Raw genomic sequence first — 25,455 nt, 5'->3', positions numbered from 1 at the left:
TGTGTGTTTTTATACACAGTTAGTAAAAAGCGAGTAATGAAAGCCCGCTCGAACGCCCAAAATATTATCCTTCAAAACCTCCACCACCATCATTTTGACGAGAGGGGCTCTCTCTTTTTTTCTTTTGATTAAAACGATAGGTAAAACTTAAAGATATTTGTCGTTCGCGCCATTGAAACTCTCCATTAGAAATTGTTGATGGATTTTCTCTTCCGCCATAATACGTAGTACTTTCTCGTTTACGAGAATTAAATAGGTCGCTTACATTTAATACCAACGAAGCTTTGTCTTTTAAAATATCTTTACTAAAAGCTAGGTTTGTCATAAACATACCACTTCTATCGCTTTGCGCATTTGTTTGCGGGCCGCGATACATAACGCGTGTTTGCCATGCAATTTTTGCAGGTAGTGTTATACGAGCGTTAAAACGAGCAAACCAGCTACTTTCGTTAACCTCGGCTAAGTTTGTGGTAACTTGCGAATTGTCTTGTGCTGTGTATGTATATGAAAAAGCATCAGTATTAAACTTAAAATAGTTAAAGCTAGCTGATAAACGTACTTTTTTTGTAGGATTGTAATTACTAGTGAACTCAAATCCATAACGCTTTTCATTATTTAAATTTAATGGTTGGCGTACAAAAACATTGGTTCCGTTTCTTTCCTCTATTATTGATATTGCTTGAATTATATCAGTAGAATATTGGTAATATAAAGATGCACCTAAATTAAGTTTTCTGATTTTTGTGTTATAGCCCAAATCAAAAGAGCTTGTAAATGTTGGGTTTAAATCTGGATTTCCTCTAAAGACATTGGTGGCAGAACTTCTACTTTCAAAAGGATTTAAAAACCAATGACGTGGTCTTCTTAAACGTCTGCTATAACCTAAAGTAAGATTTTCGTTTTCATTTAATTCGTAACCAAGATTTACGGTAGGAAACCATTCGGTATAATTTTTATCTGATTTTTGATTAGTAGTTAATACATTTAAATCGATATCAGTTATTTCTGTTCTAAGTCCTAATAGGTAAGAGAATTTATTAATTTTACTACCATATTGCGTATAAAAAGCATAGATATTTTGATCGAAAGTAATAGCATTTGAAGGATCGAAATTATTGTTAGGATCTAAAAAGTTTACTTTAAAATCAGAATCTAACTTTTGTAAAGTTGATTTATGTCCTACTTCAAATTGACTATTTTCTCCAATTGGCAAAACATAATCTATTTGTAGTAATTTTTCTTTTGAGTTTGTTATTTGTGAGTTGTCTTCCGATAGTGTTCCATCAACTAACACTGGAGATTTTTCTGTTTCGTTACTATCTCCGTATTGTAAATCGATTGTTAATTTTTCGCCACTTTCATTTAATTTGTTGGTATAGTTTATAGAGTATTGTTTGTTTGTACCTTTTTCATCTTCGTTTTCTATACGAATCTCAGTTCCTGTTAAAATTTTATTTTCATCAACAAATGTTGATATATTTGTAGCAATATCATTTCCGTTAGATTTTCTGTATACAAAATTACCAGTAATAGAACTGTTGTTATTTATGTAATATTCCATACCAACAGAAGCGTTGAAATTTTTGTTTTCCCTATCAAAAACTCTGTCTTCATTTCTGTAGTCTTTTATCGTTTTATCATTGTTGAAATTAGTAAAGTAAGTTTGAGAATTTCCAGGTCCTTTTCTATAAGAATAGCCAATGTTTGAGAATAAGTTAACTTTTTTTGTACGATAGTTTAAGTTTGGGGCAATTCTAAGCATATCTGGATTTCCAACAGTAAGATTTAGAGAGCCATTAAAACCTGTGATTTTTCCTTTTCTTAGAATAATATTTAAAATACCTGCTGTTCCTTCGGCATCATAACGAGCAGATGGTGAGGTAATCACTTCTACTTTTTCAATAGCATCGGCAGGAAGGTTTCTTAACGCATCAGTACCTGTTAAGCCAACTAAAGCAGATGGTTTTCCATCAATTAAAATACGTACGTTTTCACTACCTCGTAAACTAACAGCACCTGCGGCATCTACATTAACAGAAGGTACATTATCTAAGACGTCAGAAGCTGTTCCTCCTTTTACCGTCATGTCTTTACCTACATTATAAATCTTTTTGTCTAAACGAATTTCTACTGTCGATTTTTCTGCAATTATTTCTACTTCATTTAGTGTTTCTGCATCTTCAGAAAGTGTAATCGTACCTAGGTTGGTGTTTTCGATTAGTTTTTGATTTTTAAGATTTTTAGTTTTAAAACCAATAAATTCTACCTTAGCAGCATACATTCCTTTAGGTACTTCAATGGTAAAGTTTCCTTTTGCATCGGTTATTCCACCAAAAACACGTTTTCTTTTTAAATGTGTTAATACCAATGTAGCGTATTCTAAAGGTTGTTTAGAACTGGCTTCGATAATTTTTCCTGTTAATGTTATTTTAGGGATGTTACTTCGTACTGGTCTTTGGGAAAATGCTGAAATAGATAGTAAAATAACAGTAATAAGTGTGATTTTCTTCATTGAATATTTAATTGATTAGATGTTTAAGACAGTAAAATTATTTAAAGGTTTAATTGGATTTTGTTAATAGAATGTTAAATGAAAAAAGGTCGCATTTAGCGACCTTTTTATATTGAGTAAAAGAAAATTAATTATTTCTTCTTTTTTGATTTTTGTTGAGCAGCTTGTTGTTCTTGTGCTTGTTTCATTGCGTTATCTAAACGCTCACGGAATTTACTTTTAGCTTTTTCAGGCTTCTTTTTATTTTCTTCAATTTTAGCATGAATCTTAGCTTCATCAATTACATAATTTTTAATAACTAACATAATTACAATCGTTAATAAGTTAGATATAAAATAGTATAAACTTAAACCACTTGCATAGTTATTAAAGAAAAATAACATCATAATAGGAGAGAAGTAAATCATATACTTCATCATTTTACCCATATCAGGCATCCCTTCTTGCGTTGGAGCTTGCATATTTGCTTGTTGATTCTGATTCATTTTCATGTAAAAGAAAATAGCAATTGAAGCTAATATTGGAAATAAACTAATATGATCTCCGTAAAAAGGAATACTAAAAGGTAATTGATAAATCATATCGTATGATGATAAATCATTTGCCCATAAGAAGCTTTTTTGTCTAAAGTCAATATTCGTTGGAAAGAATTTAAATAAAGCAAAGAATACAGGCATTTGTAATAATGCAGGAATACAACCAGACATCATACTTACACCAGCTTTTCGTTGCACCGCCATAGTTTCTTGCTGACGTTTCATTGCGTTTTCTTTACCAGGATATTTTTTGTTAATTTCTTCCATTTCTGGACGAATCACTTTCATTTTAGCACTTGATAAATACGATTTATAAAGTACAGGAGACATAATAATACGTACAACAATTGTCATTAAAATAATAATCAATCCGAAGTTACCAATAAATCCTTTTAATAGGTTAAATACAGGGTAAAAAACAGTACGATTTAAGAAACCGAAAATACCCCAACCTAAATCAGAGATTTCATTTAAATTAGTTCCTTCATAGGTTTTTAATAAATTATAATTTGTTGGCCCGTAAAACCATTGCATGTTATAATTTAATTCTCCATTTGTTAACGCTAAAGGAGCCTTTAAACCATAAGTTTTTGTAAAAACAGTGTCTTTTTCTTCACCTGCAAAATCAACAGATTTTAAGTTTGCATTATTAAAAGGAGTGTCTGAAGATAAAATTGTAGAAAAGAAGTGTTGTTTATAAGCAACCCAATTTACATCACTTACAGCTTCATCGTCATTCATTTGTAAATAATCAACATCATCATCAGCTTTATAATAGTAATATGAATACATGTTTTCAGTTTTCATACTTTTCTCATGTCTAAACCCTTTTAAGTTCCAATCTAAATTAATAGCTTGAGAACTGTTTATAACAGTACTTAAGCCTTGAGAGCGAACTGCAAAACCAACACGATAGTCATCTTTTTTAATTTCGTAACGATACTCTAAGAATTTATCTTCAGATACTTTCAATTTCATAGAAAGTACTTGAGTGTCTCCATTTTTAGTTAAAGTAGGAGTAAATAATAAATCTTTAGTATTTAAAATACGGTTATCTGTAGTACCAAAATTAATGTTAAAAGAAGCGTTCTTGTCTTTTATTAAGTATAAAGGAAGTGAATCGTAGGTTTTAAAATTTTTAACTAATGCTTCCGTAATTTGCCCACCTTTATTATCAATAGTTAATTTAAGAAGGTCGTTTTCTATAAAAGTACTTCCTTTTTTACTTGTTGAAGCACCGTAAGCAAAAGCACCTAGTTTGTTTCTTAAAGCAATTTGCTGTAGCGAATCATTTAAAACAGGTGTTTCTGTTAAGTTATTTTGAATGGCTGAAGTTTCAGAAACTTGCTCTGTTTGAGTAGTTGTTTCAGGGGTTACTTCTGGTTTACGACTATTCATCCACCAAAGTAATATTCCTCCTAATAAAAGCATTCCTATAAAGGAATTTAAATCAAATTTTTTTTGTTCCATTGATATGTGTTATAATGTCAACTTGTCATTTTTTGTTTTTCAAATATTTGAAAAACCCGACAAATGTAGTGAAACCCGATAGAATTTATGAGGTTTTACTGTGATTAATTCTGATTATAGTAATAGTTCAAACAGCGTTCCAACTTGTTTAAAAAAAGAAAATCCTGTAATTATAAATTACAGGATTTTAAAATTATTTTTTTGATTGCAATAAAGCAGCTTTTATAAAACTTACAAATAGTGGGTGAGGGTTTAATACCGTACTTTTATATTCAGGGTGGTATTGTACACCAACAAACCAAGGGTGTGTAGGAATTTCAACAATTTCTACTAATCCTGTTTTAGGATTTATACCTGTAGCTTTTAAACCAGCTTCTTCTAATTGCTTTTTATAAGCATTGTTATATTCGTATCTATGGCGATGACGCTCACTAATTAACGTTGTTTTATAAGCTTCAAATACTTTAGAACTTTCAGTGATTTCACAATCCCAAGCACCTAAACGCATTGTTCCTCCTTTTTCGGTAACGTCTTTTTGTTCTTCCATTAAATTAATAACAGGATTTGACGTTTTAGGATTCATTTCAGTTGAAATAGCATCTTTTAAACCTAAAATATTACGAGAATATTCGATAACAGCCATTTGCATACCTAAACAAATTCCTAAAAACGGAATATTGTTTTCACGTACATATTGTACAGCTGCTATTTTACCTTCAATTCCACGATCTCCAAAACCAGGAGCAACTAAAACACCATCTAAACCTTCTAGTTTTGAAGCGGCGTTTTCAGGAGTTAATTCTTCAGAGTGAATCCAACGAACTTTAACCTTTGCTTTATTTGAAGCACCGGCATGAATAAATGCTTCAGTAATTGATTTATATGAGTCGTGTAATTCAACATACTTACCAACTAAACCAATTTCAATAGTGGCAGTAGGATTTTTATGACGCTCTAAAAACTGATTCCAAGCTTTTAATTTAGGTTGTTTACGTGTAGATAAGTTTAATTTATCTAAAACTACGTAATCTAACCCTTCTTTAAACATTAAGTTAGGAACATCGTAAATAGTTTCTGCATCTAACGATTGAATTACATCTTGTTTTTTAACATTACAAAATAAAGCTAACTTACGTTTAATAGTATCGTTAATTTCGTGCTCAGAACGACATACAAGTATATCTGGACTTACACCACTTTGCATTAACATTTTTACAGAGTGTTGCGTAGGTTTGGTTTTTAATTCACCAGCGGCAGCTAAATAAGGGACTAATGTTAAATGTATAACAATAACATTATCATCTCCTAATTCCCATTTTAATTGACGAACAGCTTCTACATATGGTAATGATTCAATATCACCAACAGTTCCACCTATTTCGGTAATAACAATATCATAATCACCAGTATTCCCTAAAATTTGGACACGTTCTTTAATTTCATCAGTAATATGAGGTATTACCTGAACTGTTTTTCCTAAAAATTCACCTTTACGTTCTTTATTTATTACAGATTGATAAATTTTACCTGTAGTAACATTGTTTGCTTGTGAGGTAGGGATGTTTAAGAAACGTTCATAATGACCTAAATCTAAGTCAGTTTCAGCTCCGTCATCAGTTACATAACACTCACCGTGTTCATAAGGGTTTAATGTTCCTGGATCGATATTAATATATGGATCTAATTTTTGTATAGTCACAGAGAAACCTCTTTGCTGTAATAATTTAGCTAAAGAAGCGGCAATAATTCCTTTTCCTAGTGATGAAGTTACGCCTCCTGTTACAAAAACGTATTTAGTGTTGTTCATGGTATTCTTAGGTTTGGGCAAAAGTAAGAAGTCTAGCTTTTCGAACAAATAAAAAAGTGAAAAAAAATATATAAAAATTAACTATTTTTGTTGAATCAAAAAATATATAAAAAAACTAAAACTAGTGTTTGTTAGTCAAAAAAACTGTTGTATATTTGCCCACGCTTTTAGCAGACGGAATTTCATAAAAGCAACATATTAATTAAAGACTATTTTTAAAAATATAAATAATGCCGAAAAGAACTTACCAACCATCGAAGAGAAAAAGAAGAAACAAACATGGTTTCAGAGAGAGAATGGCTTCTGCTAATGGACGTAAAGTTTTAGCTAGAAGAAGAGCTAAAGGAAGAAAGAATATCAGTGTATCTTCAGCTCCAAGACCAAAAAAATAATGATTAACAATTGTTAATATATTAGGTGTTACTATTTTTTAGTAACACTTTTTTTGTATATAAACGTTTTTTACCTTTACAAACAACAACAATAAAACAACAACACCGACTAAAATGCCTAAAAACCAAGACCTTAAATCTATCTTAATAATCGGATCAGGGCCAATTGTTATTGGACAAGCCTGTGAGTTTGATTATTCTGGAACACAAGCTTTACGTTCTTTACGTGAAGATGGAATTGAAACTGTTTTAATCAATTCAAACCCTGCAACTATCATGACAGATCCTTCAATGGCTGATCATGTATACCTTTTACCTTTAAATACAAAATCGATAATTCAGATTTTAAAAGAGCATCCACAAATTGATGCAGTTTTACCAACAATGGGTGGTCAAACAGCATTGAATTTATGTATTGAAGCTGATGAAAAAGGAATTTGGGAAGATTTTGGTGTAAAGATTATTGGTGTTAATATTGACGCTATTAATATTACGGAAGACCGTGAGAAGTTTAGAAACTTGATGATAGATATTGGTGTTCCAATGGCGCCTCAAGCAACGGCTACTTCTTTCTTAAAAGGTAAAGAAATTGCACAAGAATTTGGATTTCCTTTAATTATTAGAGCTTCATTTACTTTAGGTGGTGAAGGAGCTTCTTTTGTTTATAAAGAAGAAGATTTTGATGAATTATTAACTCATGGTTTAGAGGTTTCTCCTATTCATGAGGTAATGATTGATAAAGCCCTTATAGGTTGGAAAGAATATGAATTAGAGTTGCTAAGAGATGCAAATGATAACGTAGTTATTATTTGTTCGATCGAAAATATGGACCCTATTGGAATTCATACAGGAGATTCGATTACTGTAGCACCAGCAATGACACTTTCTGATAAAACATTCCAGAAAATGCGTGATATGGCTATTCATATGATGCGTAATATTGGTGATTTTGCAGGAGGATGTAACGTTCAGTTTGCTATTTCTCCAGATGAAAAAGAAGATATAATTGCTATTGAAATTAACCCACGTGTATCACGTTCATCGGCACTAGCTAGTAAAGCAACAGGATATCCTATTGCGAAAATTGCAGCGAAGTTAGCCTTAGGTTATCATTTAGATGAGTTAGATAATCAAATCACAAAATCTACATCAGCTTTATTTGAGCCTACATTAGATTATGTAATCGTAAAAATACCGAGATGGAATTTTGATAAATTTGAAGGTTCTGATAGAACTTTAGGTTTACAAATGAAATCAGTAGGTGAGGTGATGGGAATTGGAAGATCATTTCAAGAAGCATTACATAAAGCTACACAGTCTCTTGAAATTAAGCGAAATGGTTTAGGAGCAGATGGTAAAGAAAATAAAAATTACGAAGAAATTATAGATAAATTAACACATGCTTCTTGGGATCGTGTTTTTATTATTTATGATGCAATTAAGATGGGAATTCCGTTGAGTAAAATCCACGAAATTACGCAGATTGATATGTGGTTTTTAAAACAATATGAAGAGTTACACGAAATAGAAAAAGAAATTTCTAAATATACTGTAGCAAATCTTGATAGAGATTTATTGCTAGAAGCAAAACAAAAAGGATATGGAGATCGTCAGATAGCTCATATGTTAGGTTGTTTAGAAAGTGAAGTATATAAGAAGAGAGAAGAATTAAATATTAATAGAGTTTATAAGTTAGTAGATACTTGTGCAGCTGAATTTAAAGCGAAAACACCTTATTATTATTCAACTTTTGAAAGTGATATTGTAACAAAAGAAGGAACTACTGTTATAGCGAATGAAAGTGAAGTTACAGCAAAGAAGAAAATTATAGTTTTAGGTTCAGGACCAAACCGTATTGGGCAGGGTATTGAATTTGATTATTGTTGTGTACATGGTATTTTGGCTTCTGCTGAGTGTGGCTATGAAACGATTATGATAAACTGTAATCCTGAAACTGTTTCTACAGATTTTGATACTGCAGATAAATTATATTTCGAACCTGTTTTTTGGGAACATATATATGATATTATAAAGCATGAAAAACCAGAAGGTGTTATTGTTCAGTTAGGTGGGCAAACAGCATTAAAATTAGCTGAAAAGTTAACAAAATATGGTATTAAAATTTTAGGTACTAGTTTTGAAGCGTTAGATTTAGCTGAAGATAGAGGTAGTTTTTCAGATCTTTTAATGAGAAATAAAATTCCTTTTCCAGAATTTGGAATTGCTGAAACAGCTGATGAAGCTTTAGTATTAGCAGATAAGTTAGATTTTCCAATTTTAGTTCGTCCATCTTATGTTTTAGGAGGGCAAGGAATGAAAATTGTGATTAATAAAGAGGAGTTAATAGAGCACGTAGTTGATTTATTAAGAAGAATGCCTGGTAATAAATTATTGTTAGATCATTATTTAGACGGAGCAATTGAAGCGGAAGCTGATGCAATATGTGATGGTGAAAATGTACAGATAATTGGAATTATGGAGCATATTGAGCCTTGTGGTGTACACTCTGGAGATTCAAATGCAACATTACCAGCCTTTAATTTGGGGGATTTAGTAATTCAACAAATAAAAGATCATACCAAAACTATTGCTTTAGAGCTAAAAACTGTAGGTTTAATAAATGTTCAATTTGCTATTAAGAATGATATTGTTTATATAATTGAAGCAAACCCACGAGCATCTCGTACAGTTCCTTTTATAGCAAAAGCTTATAAGCAACCTTACGTAAATTACGCTACTAAAGTAATGTTAGGGGAGAAGAAGGTAACAGATTTTGATTTTAACCCTCAATTAGATGGTTATGCAATAAAGCAACCAGTCTTTTCATTTAATAAATTTCCTAATGTAAACAAACAATTAGGGCCTGAAATGAAATCAACAGGAGAAAGTATTTTATTTATTGATGATTTAAAAGACGATCAATTCTACGATTTATATTCAAGAAGAAAAATGTATTTGACTAAATAGAATTTTTTTATAAAATTAAAATCCTCATAGAGTTTTATATCTATGAGGATTTTTTATTTTAAAGGATACTCTATTTTTTAATGAAAACGATTCTATTATAAAGCAATTAAAAAAAGTAGTACGATTGATCTAGTTTTACGAATAATTTTATTGTTAATTTCTAAGTTTTTTAATCCTCTTGAAATAGCTTCTCTAGAAAAATTTAAGTCTTCAGATATTTCTAGTACTGGAACTTTAATTTCAGGATTTTTATATAGCTTCGATTTTGTTTTAATATAACCAAGTAAATGTTCTTCTAATGTTCTACTGTTAACTTCTTGAGTTTTGTTTATAATATTTATATAATGGTATTGATATGATGTAATCATAAAATCTCGAAGCTCTATGTAGGTACTTGCCCATTCTAAAAATAAATCGTTTGGAGTGTTTAAAACGATAGCGTCTTTTAAAACGGTACCACATACTATATCTGAAGATATGTTTGAAGTGTTGGTGTAATTTATAATTTTGGGCTTTATTCCTTCTACATGATATAAAAGTAATTTTTTATTACCATGTTTTATACACATTTTAATAATTCCAGATAATAAAATGCATACATCTTTGTTGGAACGAGTACAGTTTTCTAATAAAGATCCTTTTTTGTAATGTAATATTTTTCCGTGTTTTTTTAATAGGTCGATTGCCTCTTTAGAGAAGGGTAAATTTTTTAACATAATAGGCTGGTTGGTTATTTAATATAGGGTTTCCTATACTAAATTAGTTTACTAATTAGCATTTTTTGGTATAAATATAGAACTCTTTAGTATATGTATTTTATACTAATAACTGTATTGATCTGGGTTTACTTATAATCTTATGTTGATTTTCTAAACGTCTTAGAGCTCTAGAAATAGAAGCTAAAGGAGTTTTTAAATCAGAAGATATTTCAGCTCTAGAAATTTGAATATCTTTTTGTAGGTAAACGGTAGATTTATTTTTTAGATAATAGAATAAGCGATTCTCTAAAGAATGGGTTAATAAATTTTTAAGTCTATTAAGCATTATATTAATATTATATTCGCTAGAATTAATAATAACTTTTTTGAAAGATAAAGAAAGAGCTTGACATTCAGCTATTTTATTATTTGGAACCCATAATATAGTACTGTTTTCTATAGCAGTGATTGAGATTGGAGCAGCATATGATTCTGTCATGTTCATTAGAGCTATAACAGGATTTGTTTTGGGTGAAATATGATATAGCAACAGAGAGTTATCATCTTGGTCTAAATGAGCTTTTAAGACACCACTGATTATAATGGCTGTAGTGTTTATCGGAACATGTTTTAGTAAAATTGGATCACCAACTAGGTATTTTTTTTGAACAGCATAAGGTTGAATTAATTTAGCTGTTGATTCATTAACGAGGGACTTTAAAATCATTATAAATTATTTATTTTTATTATATAAACTACTATTAAGTAGTAATTTATAGAGTTTACTTACAATATTTGAATAGTTGCACAACCATTTTATTTTTTGATTCAGAACCCTGAACAAAACACAAAATCACTAGTATTGGTAATCAGTGTGTTATGTTTTAAATAGAATGAAGATTATAAGATTCTTTAAAAAAAATATTTTGAGTTGTGCAACCATCATCTTTGTTACTCCTTTTTATTTTTCTTTTAGTATTTCTAAGAAAATACTAGCTAGGTTTTCAGGTTGTGAGAAATTTGGAGTATGACTTGATTTTAAGGTATATACTTTTTCAACTTTCCCTTTATACATTGCTCTTTGTATTTCAATAGGTATGGCTCTATCTTCTGTACATTCGACATAGTATTTAGGAATTTTACCAAAATTTTCATCTGTTATTTGTAACTCATAGCTTAAAGGTGCTGCAGGTTCAGGTACAATATATGGTTTTGCAGCGTTAAAAGCTTCTTTTGATATATCGTGAGCAAAAGCATTTTGTACTTCATCTTCTTTTACAAAAGCATATGTTTTATCTTCTGATAAATGAAAATTATCTACCGCTGTAGATCCTTTTACAGCTTGTACTGCTCCTAAGAATGAACCTTTGTTTGGTAGTAAAAAAGCAGTTAAAAACACCAGTTTTTTAACTTTATTAGGCCTTAATTCAGCAACTCTACTAACAGTAATACCATTAAAACTATGGCCAACTAAAATTACTGGACTATCTTGTTTGTCAAGAATATCTACAAGTGTTTTTACATAATCATCCATAGTAATATCGGCAGGAGAAGTCTTGTCGCTTCCGTGCCCTGGTAAGTCTGGGGTTAAAACTGCGTGTCCATTTTCTTTTAGATTTTTAGCTACATTTTTCCATTGCCATCCTCCTAACCAAGCGGAGTGCACTAATACATAAGTTTCTTTTTTGTCCATTTTTTGTGTGTTTGAGCATCCAATACTAACAATCGAAAGTAGAATGATTGCTAAAAGGGTAAATTTTTTTTGTGTCATTTTTTCTGTTTTAAATTTGTTATTAATTACAATGCAAAAGTAAAACGAGAAATGAAGTAGCACCTGTACCTTTTGATACAGGTGATAAAATATAATTTAAAAAGTAATTTTTTAGAGGAGTTCTATTTGCTTAAACTTCAATTTTACGATACCTGAAACTTCAAACTGTTTCAATATTTTTGAAACAACTTCCCTTGTAGTACCTATTTCTTTTGCTAATTGACTATGTGAAAGGTTTATTATGTGAGATTGTTTTTTTGTACTTTCTAACTTTAGGTAATCTATTATTCGCTTGTCTATTTTATTAAACGCTAAATTCTTATAAGAATGTAGTAAATCGTCATAACTAAATATAAATGAATTTGTAGTGAAATTATTCCAAGATTTATATTTAAAATTCCATTCAGAAACAAATCTCACTGGTATTTTGATGATTATTGTATCTTCTTCTGTTTTTGCATTTACAAGACTTTTGTAGTCTCGGAATGTAGCTGAAAGAGATAATACACATGTCTGAATAGGATTAACATAATAAAGCAAAATTTGCCTATCGTCGTTTTCTTGCCATACCCTTACTTTACCCGAAATAACAAGGGCTAACCATTTGATATATTTACCTTGTTCAACAATAAATGTATTTTTAGGTACAGTTTGTATGATTCCTACTTTTAAAATTTCCTCTTTCAGATTTACTTCAGCAATATTTAAAGCTTTAAATAGTTGGTTAAATTCAGTCATTCTTTCTAATTATAAATAGTAGTTTTATGCAACCACCAGTTATTGGTAAATATTTTAAATTATAGTTATGTAATAAGCTATTAAAGTAAGTGTTTTCAGTTGTAAAATTAGGATTGATTTAGTATGAAGCCTTTTTAGTTTTTGTATTCAGTAGCTAATATTTTCAAATTATCTACAGAAGAAAAATGTATTTCGTTTTTAGACTCTTGTTGATTTTCTTTTTCAAGAAAAGGAATATCTCTCTTCAGTAATTTATTTTTTAGGATTAATAAATCTCCTTCAAATTTAACCAATTGACATCCTTGATGATTGTGATTTAATATAAAATTATCGTCATATTCACTACCCCAATAGTGCTGTATCTCAATAAATAAATGGTTTTGTTGGTACATCCATTCTCTATTTTCTAGAGCATCAATATCTAATGAGGGAGGTGTTAGTTCTGGACTTCCTAAAAAATACAAAGTAAATCCGTTACTTCGTTTTACATACATCCTTGCATGTAGTTTCATTCCGCAGATATCTTCATAAAACTGAATGCTTTTTATTGGATCTTTCGTTCTAATAGTTAACAAGCCTAATACTGGGTTTTCTAGCAACGGATAGTCTTTTTTTGGTGTAGACGGAACAGTGTTTTGTTTAAATGTTTTTTGAATGAATTCTATTTGATGATCTTCGATATCTTTGGTATGAGATAAGTAACCAATATCTCCAAATTGATATGGGTCACCAATAGGTATATTATATTCTTTTATTTTGGTGTTAACTCTTTGAATATCGTCTATGAATAAGCTATGCTTCCAATAGTTGTCATCAGATTTTTGGGAGTATTTAATAAGATTGTTTTGTTTTTCTTGAAACAATTCTAAGTAATAATCTTGATTTTCAAAATTTAAAATAGACAAAGTACCTTTGATATGCTCAAAGGTATTTTTTAATTTCATTCCTAGTATTTTAGTATAGAAGTTTATGGTTTTTGGACTGTTTATTCCTAGTCTAAAGCTTTTTAATTTCATCACTTTGGTTTGTTTATTGTTTTTGTGATTTTTTAGTATTGTGTTAGTACTTTGAATTCATCATAGCTTAACTTCCATTTTCCATCTTTCTTTTCCCATTTTTCATTATAAATTTTTCCTTCTCCAATATTCATTGACCAATCAGAAGATAAAATACCACTGTTAGTAGTTACCATTTCAAATTTTGGCGTTGAATAAATTAAATTAGTGGCACCATCTGCTATAAGTTTAATCCAAAAATTTTCAATTCCTTTTTTTCCTGTAATTGATGGAAAAGGACTAGGATTCATTGTTGCATTTTCAAAATACCCTTCACCACAAATATTACCTTTACCATCATTAAAATTACTTGTCCATGCTATTGATGTATGAATTAGTTCTTCCATAGCAATATGACTAGCTATTGGATTTTTACTATTTTTACGAGGTATTTCATATTTCTCTTGTACTTCAAAGTTATCATAGGTTAGCATCCATTTTCCATTTAACTTTTCCCATTTTTCATTATAAATTACACCATGACCTACATTCATACTCCAATTTGCAGATAAAAAGGCTGTTTTTTCATTGGCTACTTGAATGCTTAATTTTGTATAAACTAAATCTGTTGCTCCACTTTCTACAAATGGAACCCAAAATCCTTTTATTTTTTCCATTCCTTTGTAAACACCAAAAGGCATTGCACTCATTACGGCTGTTTTTGCATAGCCTCTTACAATGTTCTCTTTGGCTCCTTTATTAAAATTTGTAATCCATTGTTTACTAGCTGCAATTACTTCAAGTGCTATTTCGTGATGAGCAGTAGGTTTTTGTTTACTATAACTTTGTATTACTTTTTTTTCTTCGTTAACGGTTTGTTGTTGTGCACACGATGTTAATACTATTGTTAACAATATAATTCTTAAGAATAAATTATTACTAAACATTTTTTTATTTGTTAAATTCATGATTTTTTTTCAAGTTTAAAGCCTTAAGCTGTGGTTACTACTTCGTAAATTTGAATACTAGGATCTTCTTTTAACATACTACCAAGAGTGTTAAAATCTCCTATTTCTTTTCTCCAGTTTAAATACTTTTGAAAATGGTCATTAGATTTCCAATATTCAATTAGAATAATTTTGTTGGGGTCTTGTGCTAATCTAGATACTTGAGCAGTATTGCAACCATTAAAACTTCTCGTATCTTGAAGTATTTTTTCAAAAAAATGTTTAATTTTTTCGGACTGTTGTTCTTGAGCTAAAAGCTCAAATTTTACCATTATTTCCATAATTATTTAATTTAATTGTTAATTATGGTGCAAATAAACTATGATTTAAGATGTAAAACCTGTGACATTTGGCACAACAGTTTAAATTTATTTTAAAATCTGAATTTCTTTTTGTCCAAGACGTAGTTTACCGTTTGATTCTAATTTCTTAAGTAATCTAGAAATAACCTCTCTTGTTGTTCCTAATTCTTTGGCTAAATCTTGATGTGATTTATAAATAATGTCATCATTAGCTTTAGAAATAAGATAATCAAGCAAGCGATCTTTCAATGGTTGAAACGCTAAATTTGAATATTGATTAATTAAGTGATTGTAACTTTCCCTAAATGTATTAATAATAAAATTATTCCATGATTTATAACTAAAATTCCAATCTCTTACATATCTAATAGGTAGGTTTAGTATGATGCATTTTTCTTCAGCAATAGCATTAACAGTACTCTTGCAATCTTCAAAACAAGCAGAAAGTGATAGTGTACAGGTTTCCATTGTATTTAGATAATAAATAAGAATTTCACGGTCTTCACTTTCTTGATAAACTCTTACTTTTCCTTCTAGCACAATTTTTAACACCTTTATGTAATGATTGCTTTTAATAATAAAATCGCCTTTTTTGTGCTCTGTTATAGTAGCTTTTTTACGAATCTCATCTTGAAGCCCTTTTTCTGAAATTCCAAGTTGTTTTAAGAAATTATCTAGCATTAAATTTTGTGTATTAAATTGTATACAATGTGATTGTATAAGGTTTGTTGTGTGATTTAAGTAAAAGAGTTAACAAAGATAGTGCAAGTAGTAAATAGATTATACACTGAATATTAGATAAAATTATAATTTTTTTTGATAATAATGAACTCGGTATAGAATTAAAGTCATCCTTTTTTAATTTAGTTGAACTTATTGTATGAACAAGCTATAATTATTTTTTTAACATAAGATTAACTAGTTGTATATGCAACTAAATTAATCTTTTGAATTAATTTTGTGTCTAATATTAAATATGGATATGGATATTGAAAATACATTAGCTCCTTGGTTAGGTAAAACAATGAAAATGATTGATAATCATATTCAAGATATTTTTTTTGAAAAAAATATTAGTCTAACAAAAAATCAATTCATTGTTTTAAAAAGACTGAAAGGTAAAAATGGGCTTCCACAACAAGAGCTAGCTTTTTTAACAGGTAGAGATAAGACATCTTTAACTCGCTTAATTAATACAATGGAAAAGAAAAATTTAGTAGCTAGAATTTTATCAAAATCAGATAGACGAATTAATAATATTCATTTAACTAAAAAAGGAGAGCTATTACTAGAAGAAACTTTACCAATTATGAAAAATTTTGCCATTTCATTACAGGAAAATATTTCAGATGAAGAAATTGCTAAAACAATTAACACAATTAAAAAGGTACAAGAGAATTTAAAAAAATCAACTAAAAGTTGTAGTAACAACTAAATAATAAAACATGAGAAAATTAATTATAGTAGGAGCAGGAATTTTAGTGCTTTTAGTAGCATCTTTAATATCTAGTTATTTTAAAAATAGCAAGAAGAAGCCTGAGCGTAAAGTAACAAAAGTTGAAAAAACAGTTTTTGTTAAAGAGGTGAAAAATGGAGATATGCCAATTGTAATTTCAGCAAACGGAAATTTAGTAGCTAAAAATAAAGTTGATATTTATTCAGAAGTACAAGGAGTTTTAAGGCCTACAGGAAAAGATTTTAGAGCAGGAGTGGCATATAATAAAGGGCAAACATTGTTAAGAATTAATAGTCAGGAATTTTACGCATCTATTCAATCTCAAAGAAGCTCTTTACAAAATTTAATTGCTTCAATTATGCCAGATATCAGATTAGATTATCCAGATTCTTTTGAAAAATGGAATTCTTATTTAAAGAACTACGATATTAATAAGTCGGTACAACCACTACCTAATACTAGCTCAGATAAAGAAAAATACTTTATAACAGGAAAGAATATATATGCTACATTTTATAATTTAAAAAATTTAGAAGCTAAACTGGCAAAGTATAATCTTAGAGCTCCTTTTAAAGGTGTTTTAACAGAAACATTGGTTACAAACGGAACCTTAGTAAGGGTAGGGCAGAAAATGGGAGAATTTATTGATTTATCAGTATTTGAATTACCATTATCTGTTAATGCTGGCTTTGCAGATGTTTTACAAATAGGTAAAACTGTTGCTCTTCAAAATTTAGAAAAAACAAAAACTTGGTCAGGGAAAGTTTCTAGGATTAATGGAAAAATAGATCAAGCTTCTCAAACTGTTCAGTTGTTTATTGAAGTAAAAGGAGAAAATTTAAGAGAAGGAATGTATTTAGAGGCCAACGTACCTGTAAAAACAGCAATAGATGCTATAGAGATAAACAGAAAACTGTTAATAGAAAACAAATTTGTTTATGTTGTAAAAGATAGTGTATTAGATTTAGTAAAAATTAATGCAGTACATTTTAATGAAAATACTGTTGTTGTAAAAGGTTTAAAAAATGATATGAAATTAGTATCTAAACCAATAACAGGTGCCTATGTAGGAATGCCTGTAAAAATATTTTCTGAACAGAATAATACAAAAGCGGAATAGATAATGAAAAAAGTTATAGCATATTTTATAAAATACCCTGTTGCGGTAAATATTATTATCATTGCTTTTGTATTGTTGGGAAGTTTAGGGTATTCGAATTTAAAATCTTCTTTTTTTCCACAGACAGACGCAAAGTTTATTAATATAAAAGTTGCATATCCTGGGGCATCACCTCAAGAAATGGAAGAGGGAGTTGTCTTGAAGATAGAAGACAACTTAAAAGGTTTAATAGGTGTTGATAGAGTTACATCTACTTCATCAGAAAACACTGCATCAATATCTGTTGAAACTTTAAAAGGTTACGACATTAATAATATTTTAGCAGAAGTAAAAAACGCAGTAGATAAAGTTCCTAATTTTCCTTCTGGAATGGAACCTGCCGTAGTAGCTAAAATTGAAAGTGTAGCAGAAACAGTAAGTTTTGTGGTTACAGGAAAAAACATTTCTTTAAAAACACTTAAACAGATTACTAGAGATGTTGAAAATGACTTACGTAGAATAGATGGGATTTCTCAAATTTCTATTACAGGGTATCCTAGTGAGGAAATTGAAATAGCTGTTCGAGAGAATGATTTATTAGCTTATAATTTAACTTTTCAGCAAGTTGCAACAGCAGTTTCATCAGAAAACATTATTACAACTGGAGGATCTGTAAAAACAGTTGCAGAGGAATATTTAATTAGAGCGAATAACCGATTATATTATGGAGATGAAATAGATAATTTAGTGGTAAGAGCTGATGCATCTGGAAGAATTATTCGATTAAAAGATGTAGCTACGGTTACTGATAAGTGGAATGAAAACCCAAATAAAAGTTATTATAACGGAAATTTATCCGTGCGTGTTCAAGTAAGTAATACGAATAATGAAGATTTATTATCATCTGCAGAAAAAATAAATGAATATATTGATACATTTAATGAACAACATGAAAATGTAGAAATTGCAATTACTAGAGATTCTTCAATTACCTTAAACCAGCGTACAGAATTGTTGTTTAAAAATGCATGGCAAGGTATGTTGTTGGTAATGTTGTTTTTATCATTGTTTTTGCGACCAAGATTAGCATTTTGGGTTGCTGCGGGTTTACCAGTTGCGTTTTTTGGAATGTTTATGCTGGCAGGTTACTTTGATGTAACAATTAATGTATTATCATTATTCGGAATGATTATCGTAATTGGTATTTTGGTAGATGATGGTATCGTAATCTCAGAAAACATTTATCATCATTATGAAAAAGGAAAATCACCAATTCGTGCCGCTATTGACGGAACTATGGAGGTGATTCCACCTATTGTTTCAGCAATTATAACAACTATTTTAGCCTTTTCAGTATTCTTTTTCTTAGACGGAAGAATAGGTGAGTTTTTTAGTGAAGTTGCTACAGTTGTAACACTTACATTAATTGTTTCTTTAGTTGAAGCTTTAATTATTTTACCAGCACACGTGGCACATTCTAAAGCACTACATAGAAATCAAAAGTTATATGCTTTTAATAAATATGCAGAACTGTTAATGGATTTTATGCGTGATAAATTATATGCACCCGCATTAAAATTTGTATTAAATAACAAGTTTTTTGGTTTGGTAATTCCTGTTGCTTTGTTTATGATTACAATAGGAGCTTTTCAAGGAGGAATAATTAAAGGAACCTTTTTTCCATCGATAGCAAGTGATAGAGTTGCTATTAATTTGACCATGCCGCAAGGAACCAATGAGGTGATAACTGATAGTATTATTTCAGATATTGAAAATAAGGTTTGGGTTGTAGAGAAAGAATTTACAAAAAAATATGGAGTAGATAATGAGTCTGTTGTTGATAATATTACCAAGAGAGTAGGACCAGGAAGATCTAGCGCATCACTTCGTATTAATCTTTTACCAGGAGAACAACGTAGTTTTAGTTCTAGAGAAATAACAAATGCTATTCGTGAAAAGGTAGGTAAAATATACGGAATAGAAGCGTTAACTTTTGGTTCTGGAGGGAATTTTGGAGGAAGTCCTGTTTCAGTTTCTTTATTGAGTAATAATATTACTGAATTAAAAGCAGCTAAAAATGAGTTGAAATCAGAATTAAATAAGAACCAAGATTTAAAGGATGTTACTGATAATGACCCGCAAGGAATAAAGGAAATTAAAATTAAACTGAAAGACAATGCATATTTATTAGGTTTAACATTACGAGATGTAATGCGTCAAGTACGAAGTGGTTTTTTCGGATTACAAGTACAACGTTTTCAGAGAGGTCAAGACGAAATAAGAGTTTGGGTTCGATACGATAGAGAAGAACGTTCGTCTATTAAAAATTTAGATGACATGCGAATTAGTACGATATCTGGTACTAAAGTACCATTTTCTGAAATTGCAAGTTATCAAATTGAGAGAGGGGAGATATCGATTAATCACTTAGAAGGACAACGAGAAATAAAAATTGATGCTGATTTAAAAGGAGCTGAAGCTAGTGCTACTGATATTTTAGATGATATAAAGCAGCGTATAATGCCACAAATAAAAGCAAAGTATCCATCAATAACAGCCTTATATGAAGGTCAAAATAGGGAAGCTTCTAAAGTTTCAAGCTCAGCAGCTTTAGTAGGACCAATAATTTTATTACTTATTTATATTGTTATTGTGTTTACATTTCGATCGTACGGGCAGCCACTTATGCTATTACTTATGGTGCCTTTTAGTTTAATTGGTGTTGCTTGGGGACATTGGTTTCATGGTTTTGCAGTAAATATATTATCGCTTTTAGGAATCATTGCTTTAATAGGAATTATGGTTAATGATGGCTTGGTACTTATTAGTAAGTTTAACAGTTATTTAAAGGAAGGAATGGAGTATGAAGAGGCTTTATTTGCAGCTGGTAAATCAAGGTTTAGAGCAATATTTTTAACAACAATAACGACCGTAGCAGGTTTAGCTCCGTTAATTTTTGAAACCAGTAGACAAGCTCAATTTTTAATACCGATGGCAATATCAATAGCTTACGGAATTGTAATAGCTACTTTTTTAACCTTGTTAACATTACCTGTTTTATTATCAATTTCAAACTATTCTAAAGTATATGTAAAATGGCTTTGGAATGGTAAAAAACCAAATAGAGAAGAAGTAGAAAGAGCAATTATTGAGTTAGAAGCAGAACACGAAGATTTATAAAAGTTAATATAGCATGAATCAAATAAATAAATATATAGTTACTGGGTTTGTAGGCTTACTTGTTAGTTTTTCTATAAATGGACAAGAAATTTTAACCAAAGAAAAAGCAGTTGAAATTACTCTTAAGAATAATTATGATATAAGAGTAACCAAAAACAATTTAGAAACAGCGAAAAATAATAAGAGTATATATAATAGTGGTTATTTACCAACGGTAACAGGAAATGCAGGAGCTAGTTATAGCAGTAGAGATACAGATAGTGAGTTTCAAGATGGCTCTGTAAATTCAGTTACTGGAGCAGAATCTAAAGCGTATAATGCTTCCGTAGGTTTAAACTATACTATATTTAATGGGTTTAATAGACAGAATACCTTTAAACGGTTAAAAGAAGCGTATAATTTAACTGAATTACAAGCCCGCCAAGTAATAGAAAGTACATTGATAACCTTGTTTTTAGCTTATTATGAAGTAGGAAGGTTAAGTGAAAATCAAGAAGCACAGAAAGTAACATTAACTATTTCTAAAAAGCGTTTGCAAAGAGCTGTGTATAGTTTTGATTACGGTCAGAATACAAAACTTGATGTGTTAAATGCGGAAGTAGATGTTAATAATGACAGTATCACTTACATAAACGGGAAAAGGTTATTAGCAAACGCAAAGAGAGATTTAAATGTGGTATTGGGTAGAAATGTTAATGCAGCTGTAAAAGTTGATAAAAACGTTGTTTATGCTATTGATTTGAATTTAATTGATGTATTACAAAATGCAAAAATTAATAATGCTAGTTTATTGCAAACAAAAAAGAATATTGAGTTAAAACAATTAGATATTAAAATTAATAAATCTGGTTGGATGCCAAATGTTGGTTTAACAAGTTCATATGCATGGAATAAAAGTAATAATGATGCAACAAATCCATTTAGTCCAATTTCTAATACGCAAACAGGTTTAAATGCAGGAGTAAATTTATCATGGAATATTTTTGATGGAGGGAAAACAAAAACAAATGTTACCAATGCAAAAATAGCTTTAGAAACTATAGGTATTCAAAAATTACAACAAGAAGAGCGATTAGAAAGAGATGTTAATAATGCTTGGGAAACATATCAAAATGCATTATTCTCATTACAAGTTCAAGAAAAGAATGTAATAACGAACAAGCTTAATTTTGAACGTACTAACGAACGCTATAAATTGGGGCAAATTACTTCGATAGATTTTCGTCAAGCTCAAGTTAACTTAATAAATGCGGAATTAAGTGTAAGTAGCGCAAAATACACCGCTAAAAATGCTGAATTACAACTATTACAATTAGCAGGAACTTTATTAGATTACAATAATTTTTAGTAGATAACTAAAAAACCGAAGTTTAAAACTTCGGTTTTTTTATTCGAAAATAGCAACAGCTCTAACAGGAGAGCCGGTACCACCTCTTATTTTTAAAGGAAGTCCGATAAAACGAAATCGATTCCTACCGATTAATTTATGTAAGTTTATCATGTTCTCATAATGTGTGAATTTTAATTCTCCACAAATATGATGAACTTCTTTGTTTGAAACCTTAGGAACTCCTGGTGACATAGTTTCAACTCCAAAAGCAGCAATTTTTTGCTCACCCAACCAACGAGCACATTCAGCTGTAATCCCAGGACCTTTACCCCAATTGTTAGTATTAAAGTGTTTGCGGTAGTGATCGGTATATAACAGCACAGTATCACCTTTTTTTATTGTTAAATCACATTTAGATAAAGCTGTTTGAATTTCTTTAGAAGTGATTAGTTCTTGTAATTTTTTATGAGAAAAATCTAAACAAATACCTTCTGTATAAAACATCGAAAGCGGCATGGTATCTATAGATAAGTCTTTGTATTCAGCAGCCATGTGATTTAAAGCATCAACATGAGTACCGGTATGTTCTCCCATTTCTAACTTATAAACAGCAGGGGTTTTTGTTGTTGGGTTTTCAATATTATCCCATTCTTCATGTGTATTATGAACGGACATTTTTACTTGAGGAAGGCTTTTGTATACAGGCATCCCTTCAAAAATTTCTTGACTTAAATCTATTATTTCAGGCATAAATTTACAATTCAATCCTTACGTTATAATCTTGTAAATCTTTAATATAATCAAGTGCTGTAAAATTTCCATGATCAAATTCATCTTGACGCTTTTTTTTCATTTCAATACGCTTTACAGCTTTTAAAAAACGACGAACCTCAATATCTACATTAACAATTAAACCCGGTACTTCAACACTTTTTCCTTCTTCATTTTTTGCTACCATAGTAAAATATGATGAATTACAATGTTTCATTTCACCTGTTCTAATATTTTCAGCTTCAACACGAATACCTACTACCATAGAAGTCCTTCCAACATAATTAACAGAAGCTTTCATGGTAACTAATTCACCAACTTCAACAGGATTTAAAAAATCAACAGTATCAACTGAAGCAGTAACACAATATGCGCCAGAATGTTTAGAGGCACATGCAAAAGCAATCTGGTCGAGTAAAGACAAAATGTAACCTCCGTGGATTTTACCACTAAAATTAGCATGCGAAGGAAGCATCAACTCAGATATTGTAATACGAGTTTCCTCTACGTGTTTATATTTTTTTTTATTCATCCTTAAGACCTCTAAAATGTGGTGATTGTTCTTTTTGAACTTCAGTAATAAAATATTTAGTATCTCCTAACCAAAAGAAGGTTCCATAGCGTTCTTTATAGGTAACTTTTACATAACGACCTTGGTATTTTTGTAAATCAGCAATTACTTGTTCTTTTTGATCTTCAATAGAAAAAGAAAAAATTTGTGCGCCAGAAATACCTTGGCTAATTTCTCCTTCCCATGTTTTTACTAACATTCCTTTGTAGCTTATTTTTATTAATTCTCCAGAACGAACACCTTCACTATAAGGTATATAGTACATAAATGCATAATATAAGCTGGCAATTAACAAAATACTCCCAATAATTAAAGCTAATATTTTTTTCATAATGTAAAAGTAATATTAATACTTGTATAAGAATTGTAAATAATTAATTATTAGGCATTGTAAATATTATATTCCTTTTTTATTGTATAAAAAGTGTTGTTGTTTGTGTGAGTTTTGTTGTTGTTTGTAAGGTTTTTATAGTTATTGGTATGTATTGTGTGTAAAATATTAGCAGCTTGTTGTGATTAAAATTAACTGTCAATATTTTATATTTGTAAAAAAATCATAATAATAAGATGAATTACATTTTGTTTGATGGAGATGTTCGTAATGCATTATTACCATTTACATATACTAAACCTGTTGCTGATATTAGAATAGGTATTTTAACTATTAGAGAAAAATGGGAAATGTTTTTAGGTTTAACAACTACAACCATAACTGAAGAATACCTAGAAGAAAAATATCCTATGGTTGAAATGGAAGAAAATGTATTGTTGAATGCTTCTTTTTTACCTACCAAATCACTAATAGAAAAGGTGAAGAGTTTAAAAGTAAATCAAGCTATTTTCAAAGGAGAAGATGTTATTGCTTTTTATACGATTGATACACAAGAAGAGGTTGATTTTTCCTCTTATGAACAAATTGAATTTGAAGAAGAGGTAATTCAAATAAAAAATACTTGGGATATCTTTTCATTAAATGATAAAGCTATTAGAAACGACTTTGATTTAATTACTGAGGGAAGAACATCAGAACCTATACCAGAAACAGTTAATTACATAAATAAAGAAGATATTTTTATAGAGGAAGGAGCAAAGTTAACGTTTGCTACTTTAAATGCGTCAAATGGACCAATATACATTGGTAAAGATGCTGAAGTTATGGAAGGTGTTCTTGTTAGAGGAGCATTAGCGATGTGTGAAAATTCAGTATTAAAAATGGGTGCAAAAGTTTACGGAGCGACTACCTTGGGACCATATTGTAAAGCAGGAGGAGAGATTAATAATTCTGTTTTAATGGGGTATTCTAGTAAAGGACATGAAGGATATTTAGGAAACTCAGTAATAGGAGAGTGGTGTAATATAGGTGCTGATACGAATAATTCAAACTTAAAAAATAACTATGCTGAAGTAAAATTATGGAGTTATGAAACTGAGCGTTTTGCTAAAACAGGATTACAGTTTTGTGGGTTAATTATGGGAGATCACTCTAAATGTGGAATTAATACAATGTTTAATACAGGTACCGTAATAGGTGTGTCAGTAAATATTTTTGGAAGTGGTTTTCCTAGGAATTTTGTTCCTTCATATAGTTGGGGAGGAGCTTCTGGCTTTACAGAGTACAAAACTAATAAGGTTTTTGAGGTTGCTGAAGTTGTTATGAAAAGACGTAGCATTCAGTTTGATGAAAAAGAAAAGAGAATTATGGAATATGTTTTTGAAGAAACAAAAAAATATAGAAATTATTAAAAAAAACCTTACCAATTATAGAGTGCACCCAAAAGTTTAGACAAATTTATAATTAATTTTGATAATGATGAGTTCGATATTTTATCGGACTCATTTTGTTTAAATTAGAT

General features: G+C 29.9%; 21 protein-coding genes. 7 read left to right on the top strand and 14 right to left on the bottom strand.

Annotated features, from left to right (window positions below):
* Nucleotides 1-64 precede the first annotated feature (64 nt).
* The 3 genes from H518_RS0109295 to H518_RS0109285 all read right to left on the bottom strand — a co-directional run bounded on the left by H518_RS0109295 (nucleotide 65) and on the right by H518_RS0109285 (nucleotide 6,325).
* Complete coding sequence (locus tag H518_RS0109295; protein WP_028888801.1) at nucleotides 65-2,512, bottom strand: outer membrane beta-barrel family protein; 2,448 nt, start codon at nucleotides 2,510-2,512, stop codon at nucleotides 65-67.
* 131 nt (nucleotides 2,513-2,643) lie between these two features.
* Nucleotides 2,644-4,518 (bottom strand): membrane protein insertase YidC, encoded by a 1,875-nt coding sequence (gene yidC / locus H518_RS0109290; RefSeq protein WP_028888800.1) that lies wholly within the window; start codon nucleotides 4,516-4,518, stop codon nucleotides 2,644-2,646.
* 193 nt (nucleotides 4,519-4,711) lie between these two features.
* On the bottom strand, nucleotides 4,712-6,325 hold the full coding sequence (locus H518_RS0109285; RefSeq protein ID WP_028888799.1) for a CTP synthase: 1,614 nt from the start codon (nucleotides 6,323-6,325) through the stop codon (nucleotides 4,712-4,714).
* 230 nt (nucleotides 6,326-6,555) lie between these two features.
* Between H518_RS0109285 and rpmH the strand changes: the two genes are divergently transcribed.
* Both rpmH and carB read left to right on the top strand, forming a co-directional pair.
* Entirely contained in the window at nucleotides 6,556-6,717 is a 162-nt protein-coding gene (gene rpmH, locus H518_RS0109280; protein ID WP_028888798.1) for a 50S ribosomal protein L34, read from the top strand.
* Between the two features lie 114 nt (nucleotides 6,718-6,831).
* The gene (gene carB / locus H518_RS0109275; RefSeq protein ID WP_028888797.1) at nucleotides 6,832-9,684 is read left to right on the top strand and encodes a carbamoyl-phosphate synthase large subunit; all 2,853 of its coding nucleotides are present in this window, start codon (nucleotides 6,832-6,834) and stop codon (nucleotides 9,682-9,684) included.
* A 95-nt stretch (nucleotides 9,685-9,779) separates the two neighbouring features.
* On the opposite strand, the gene H518_RS0109270 is transcribed toward carB, so the two are convergent.
* From H518_RS0109270 to H518_RS0109235, 8 genes are all read right to left on the bottom strand, one after another.
* Nucleotides 9,780-10,400: a Crp/Fnr family transcriptional regulator gene (locus H518_RS0109270; protein ID WP_028888796.1), complete on the bottom strand. Its 621-nt coding sequence runs from the start codon at nucleotides 10,398-10,400 to the stop codon at nucleotides 9,780-9,782.
* Nucleotides 10,401-10,500: 100 nt separating this feature from the next.
* Complete coding sequence (locus H518_RS0109265; protein ID WP_028888795.1) at nucleotides 10,501-11,109, bottom strand: Crp/Fnr family transcriptional regulator; 609 nt, start codon at nucleotides 11,107-11,109, stop codon at nucleotides 10,501-10,503.
* A 234-nt stretch (nucleotides 11,110-11,343) separates the two neighbouring features.
* Nucleotides 11,344-12,153, bottom strand: coding sequence for an alpha/beta fold hydrolase (locus H518_RS0109260; RefSeq protein WP_205618009.1), 810 nt, complete (start codon nucleotides 12,151-12,153; stop codon nucleotides 11,344-11,346).
* A gap of 111 nt (nucleotides 12,154-12,264) precedes the next feature.
* Nucleotides 12,265-12,891: a Crp/Fnr family transcriptional regulator gene (locus tag H518_RS0109255; protein ID WP_028888793.1), complete on the bottom strand. Its 627-nt coding sequence runs from the start codon at nucleotides 12,889-12,891 to the stop codon at nucleotides 12,265-12,267.
* 134 nt (nucleotides 12,892-13,025) lie between these two features.
* On the bottom strand, nucleotides 13,026-13,907 hold the full coding sequence (locus H518_RS0109250) for a VOC family protein (RefSeq protein ID WP_028888792.1): 882 nt from the start codon (nucleotides 13,905-13,907) through the stop codon (nucleotides 13,026-13,028).
* A 32-nt stretch (nucleotides 13,908-13,939) separates the two neighbouring features.
* Nucleotides 13,940-14,854 carry a hypothetical protein gene (locus H518_RS20495; protein ID WP_051263724.1) on the bottom strand — a complete coding sequence of 305 codons (915 nt, stop codon included), beginning with the start codon at nucleotides 14,852-14,854 and terminating at the stop codon, nucleotides 13,940-13,942.
* A 23-nt stretch (nucleotides 14,855-14,877) separates the two neighbouring features.
* On the bottom strand, nucleotides 14,878-15,174 hold the full coding sequence (locus H518_RS0109240; RefSeq protein ID WP_043706788.1) for a putative quinol monooxygenase: 297 nt from the start codon (nucleotides 15,172-15,174) through the stop codon (nucleotides 14,878-14,880).
* A gap of 87 nt (nucleotides 15,175-15,261) precedes the next feature.
* A complete protein-coding gene (locus tag H518_RS0109235) occupies nucleotides 15,262-15,876 on the bottom strand; it encodes a Crp/Fnr family transcriptional regulator (RefSeq protein WP_028888790.1) in 615 nt (204 codons plus the stop codon).
* Nucleotides 15,877-16,171: 295 nt separating this feature from the next.
* Between H518_RS0109235 and H518_RS0109230 the strand changes: the two genes are divergently transcribed.
* Genes H518_RS0109230 through H518_RS0109215 form a run of 4 tightly spaced genes read left to right on the top strand, consistent with a single transcriptional unit; the run spans nucleotide 16,172 to nucleotide 22,278 of the window.
* The gene (locus H518_RS0109230) at nucleotides 16,172-16,630 is read left to right on the top strand and encodes a MarR family winged helix-turn-helix transcriptional regulator (protein WP_043706787.1); all 459 of its coding nucleotides are present in this window, start codon (nucleotides 16,172-16,174) and stop codon (nucleotides 16,628-16,630) included.
* 10 nt (nucleotides 16,631-16,640) lie between these two features.
* Nucleotides 16,641-17,771 carry an efflux RND transporter periplasmic adaptor subunit gene (locus H518_RS0109225; RefSeq protein ID WP_028888788.1) on the top strand — a complete coding sequence of 377 codons (1,131 nt, stop codon included), beginning with the start codon at nucleotides 16,641-16,643 and terminating at the stop codon, nucleotides 17,769-17,771.
* 3 nt (nucleotides 17,772-17,774) lie between these two features.
* Entirely contained in the window at nucleotides 17,775-20,930 is a 3,156-nt protein-coding gene (locus tag H518_RS0109220; protein ID WP_028888787.1) for an efflux RND transporter permease subunit, read from the top strand.
* A 13-nt stretch (nucleotides 20,931-20,943) separates the two neighbouring features.
* Entirely contained in the window at nucleotides 20,944-22,278 is a 1,335-nt protein-coding gene (locus tag H518_RS0109215) for a TolC family protein (protein ID WP_028888786.1), read from the top strand.
* A 39-nt stretch (nucleotides 22,279-22,317) separates the two neighbouring features.
* Here the strand turns inward: H518_RS0109215 and H518_RS0109210 are convergent, their stop codons facing one another.
* Genes H518_RS0109210 through H518_RS0109200 form a run of 3 tightly spaced genes read right to left on the bottom strand, consistent with a single transcriptional unit; the run spans nucleotide 22,318 to nucleotide 23,933 of the window.
* Nucleotides 22,318-23,010: a cyclase family protein gene (locus H518_RS0109210; protein WP_028888785.1), complete on the bottom strand. Its 693-nt coding sequence runs from the start codon at nucleotides 23,008-23,010 to the stop codon at nucleotides 22,318-22,320.
* A gap of 4 nt (nucleotides 23,011-23,014) precedes the next feature.
* Nucleotides 23,015-23,563, bottom strand: a complete 549-nt coding sequence (locus H518_RS0109205) for an acyl-CoA thioesterase (protein WP_028888784.1) — start codon at nucleotides 23,561-23,563, stop codon at nucleotides 23,015-23,017.
* Entirely contained in the window at nucleotides 23,556-23,933 is a 378-nt protein-coding gene (locus H518_RS0109200; protein ID WP_028888783.1) for a 6-phosphogluconate dehydrogenase, read from the bottom strand. Before H518_RS0109200 ends, H518_RS0109205 begins: the two co-directional genes overlap by 8 nt.
* 236 nt (nucleotides 23,934-24,169) lie before the next feature.
* On the opposite strand from H518_RS0109200, the gene H518_RS0109195 reads away from it, so the two are divergent.
* The gene (locus H518_RS0109195) at nucleotides 24,170-25,345 is read left to right on the top strand and encodes a GlmU family protein (protein ID WP_028888782.1); all 1,176 of its coding nucleotides are present in this window, start codon (nucleotides 24,170-24,172) and stop codon (nucleotides 25,343-25,345) included.
* Nucleotides 25,346-25,455 lie beyond the last annotated feature (110 nt).

This window comes from Tenacibaculum ovolyticum DSM 18103 (assembly GCF_000430545.1).
Lineage (GTDB): Bacteria > Bacteroidota > Bacteroidia > Flavobacteriales > Flavobacteriaceae > Polaribacter > Polaribacter ovolyticus.
This window is presented reverse-complemented; position numbering and strand designations above follow the sequence as displayed.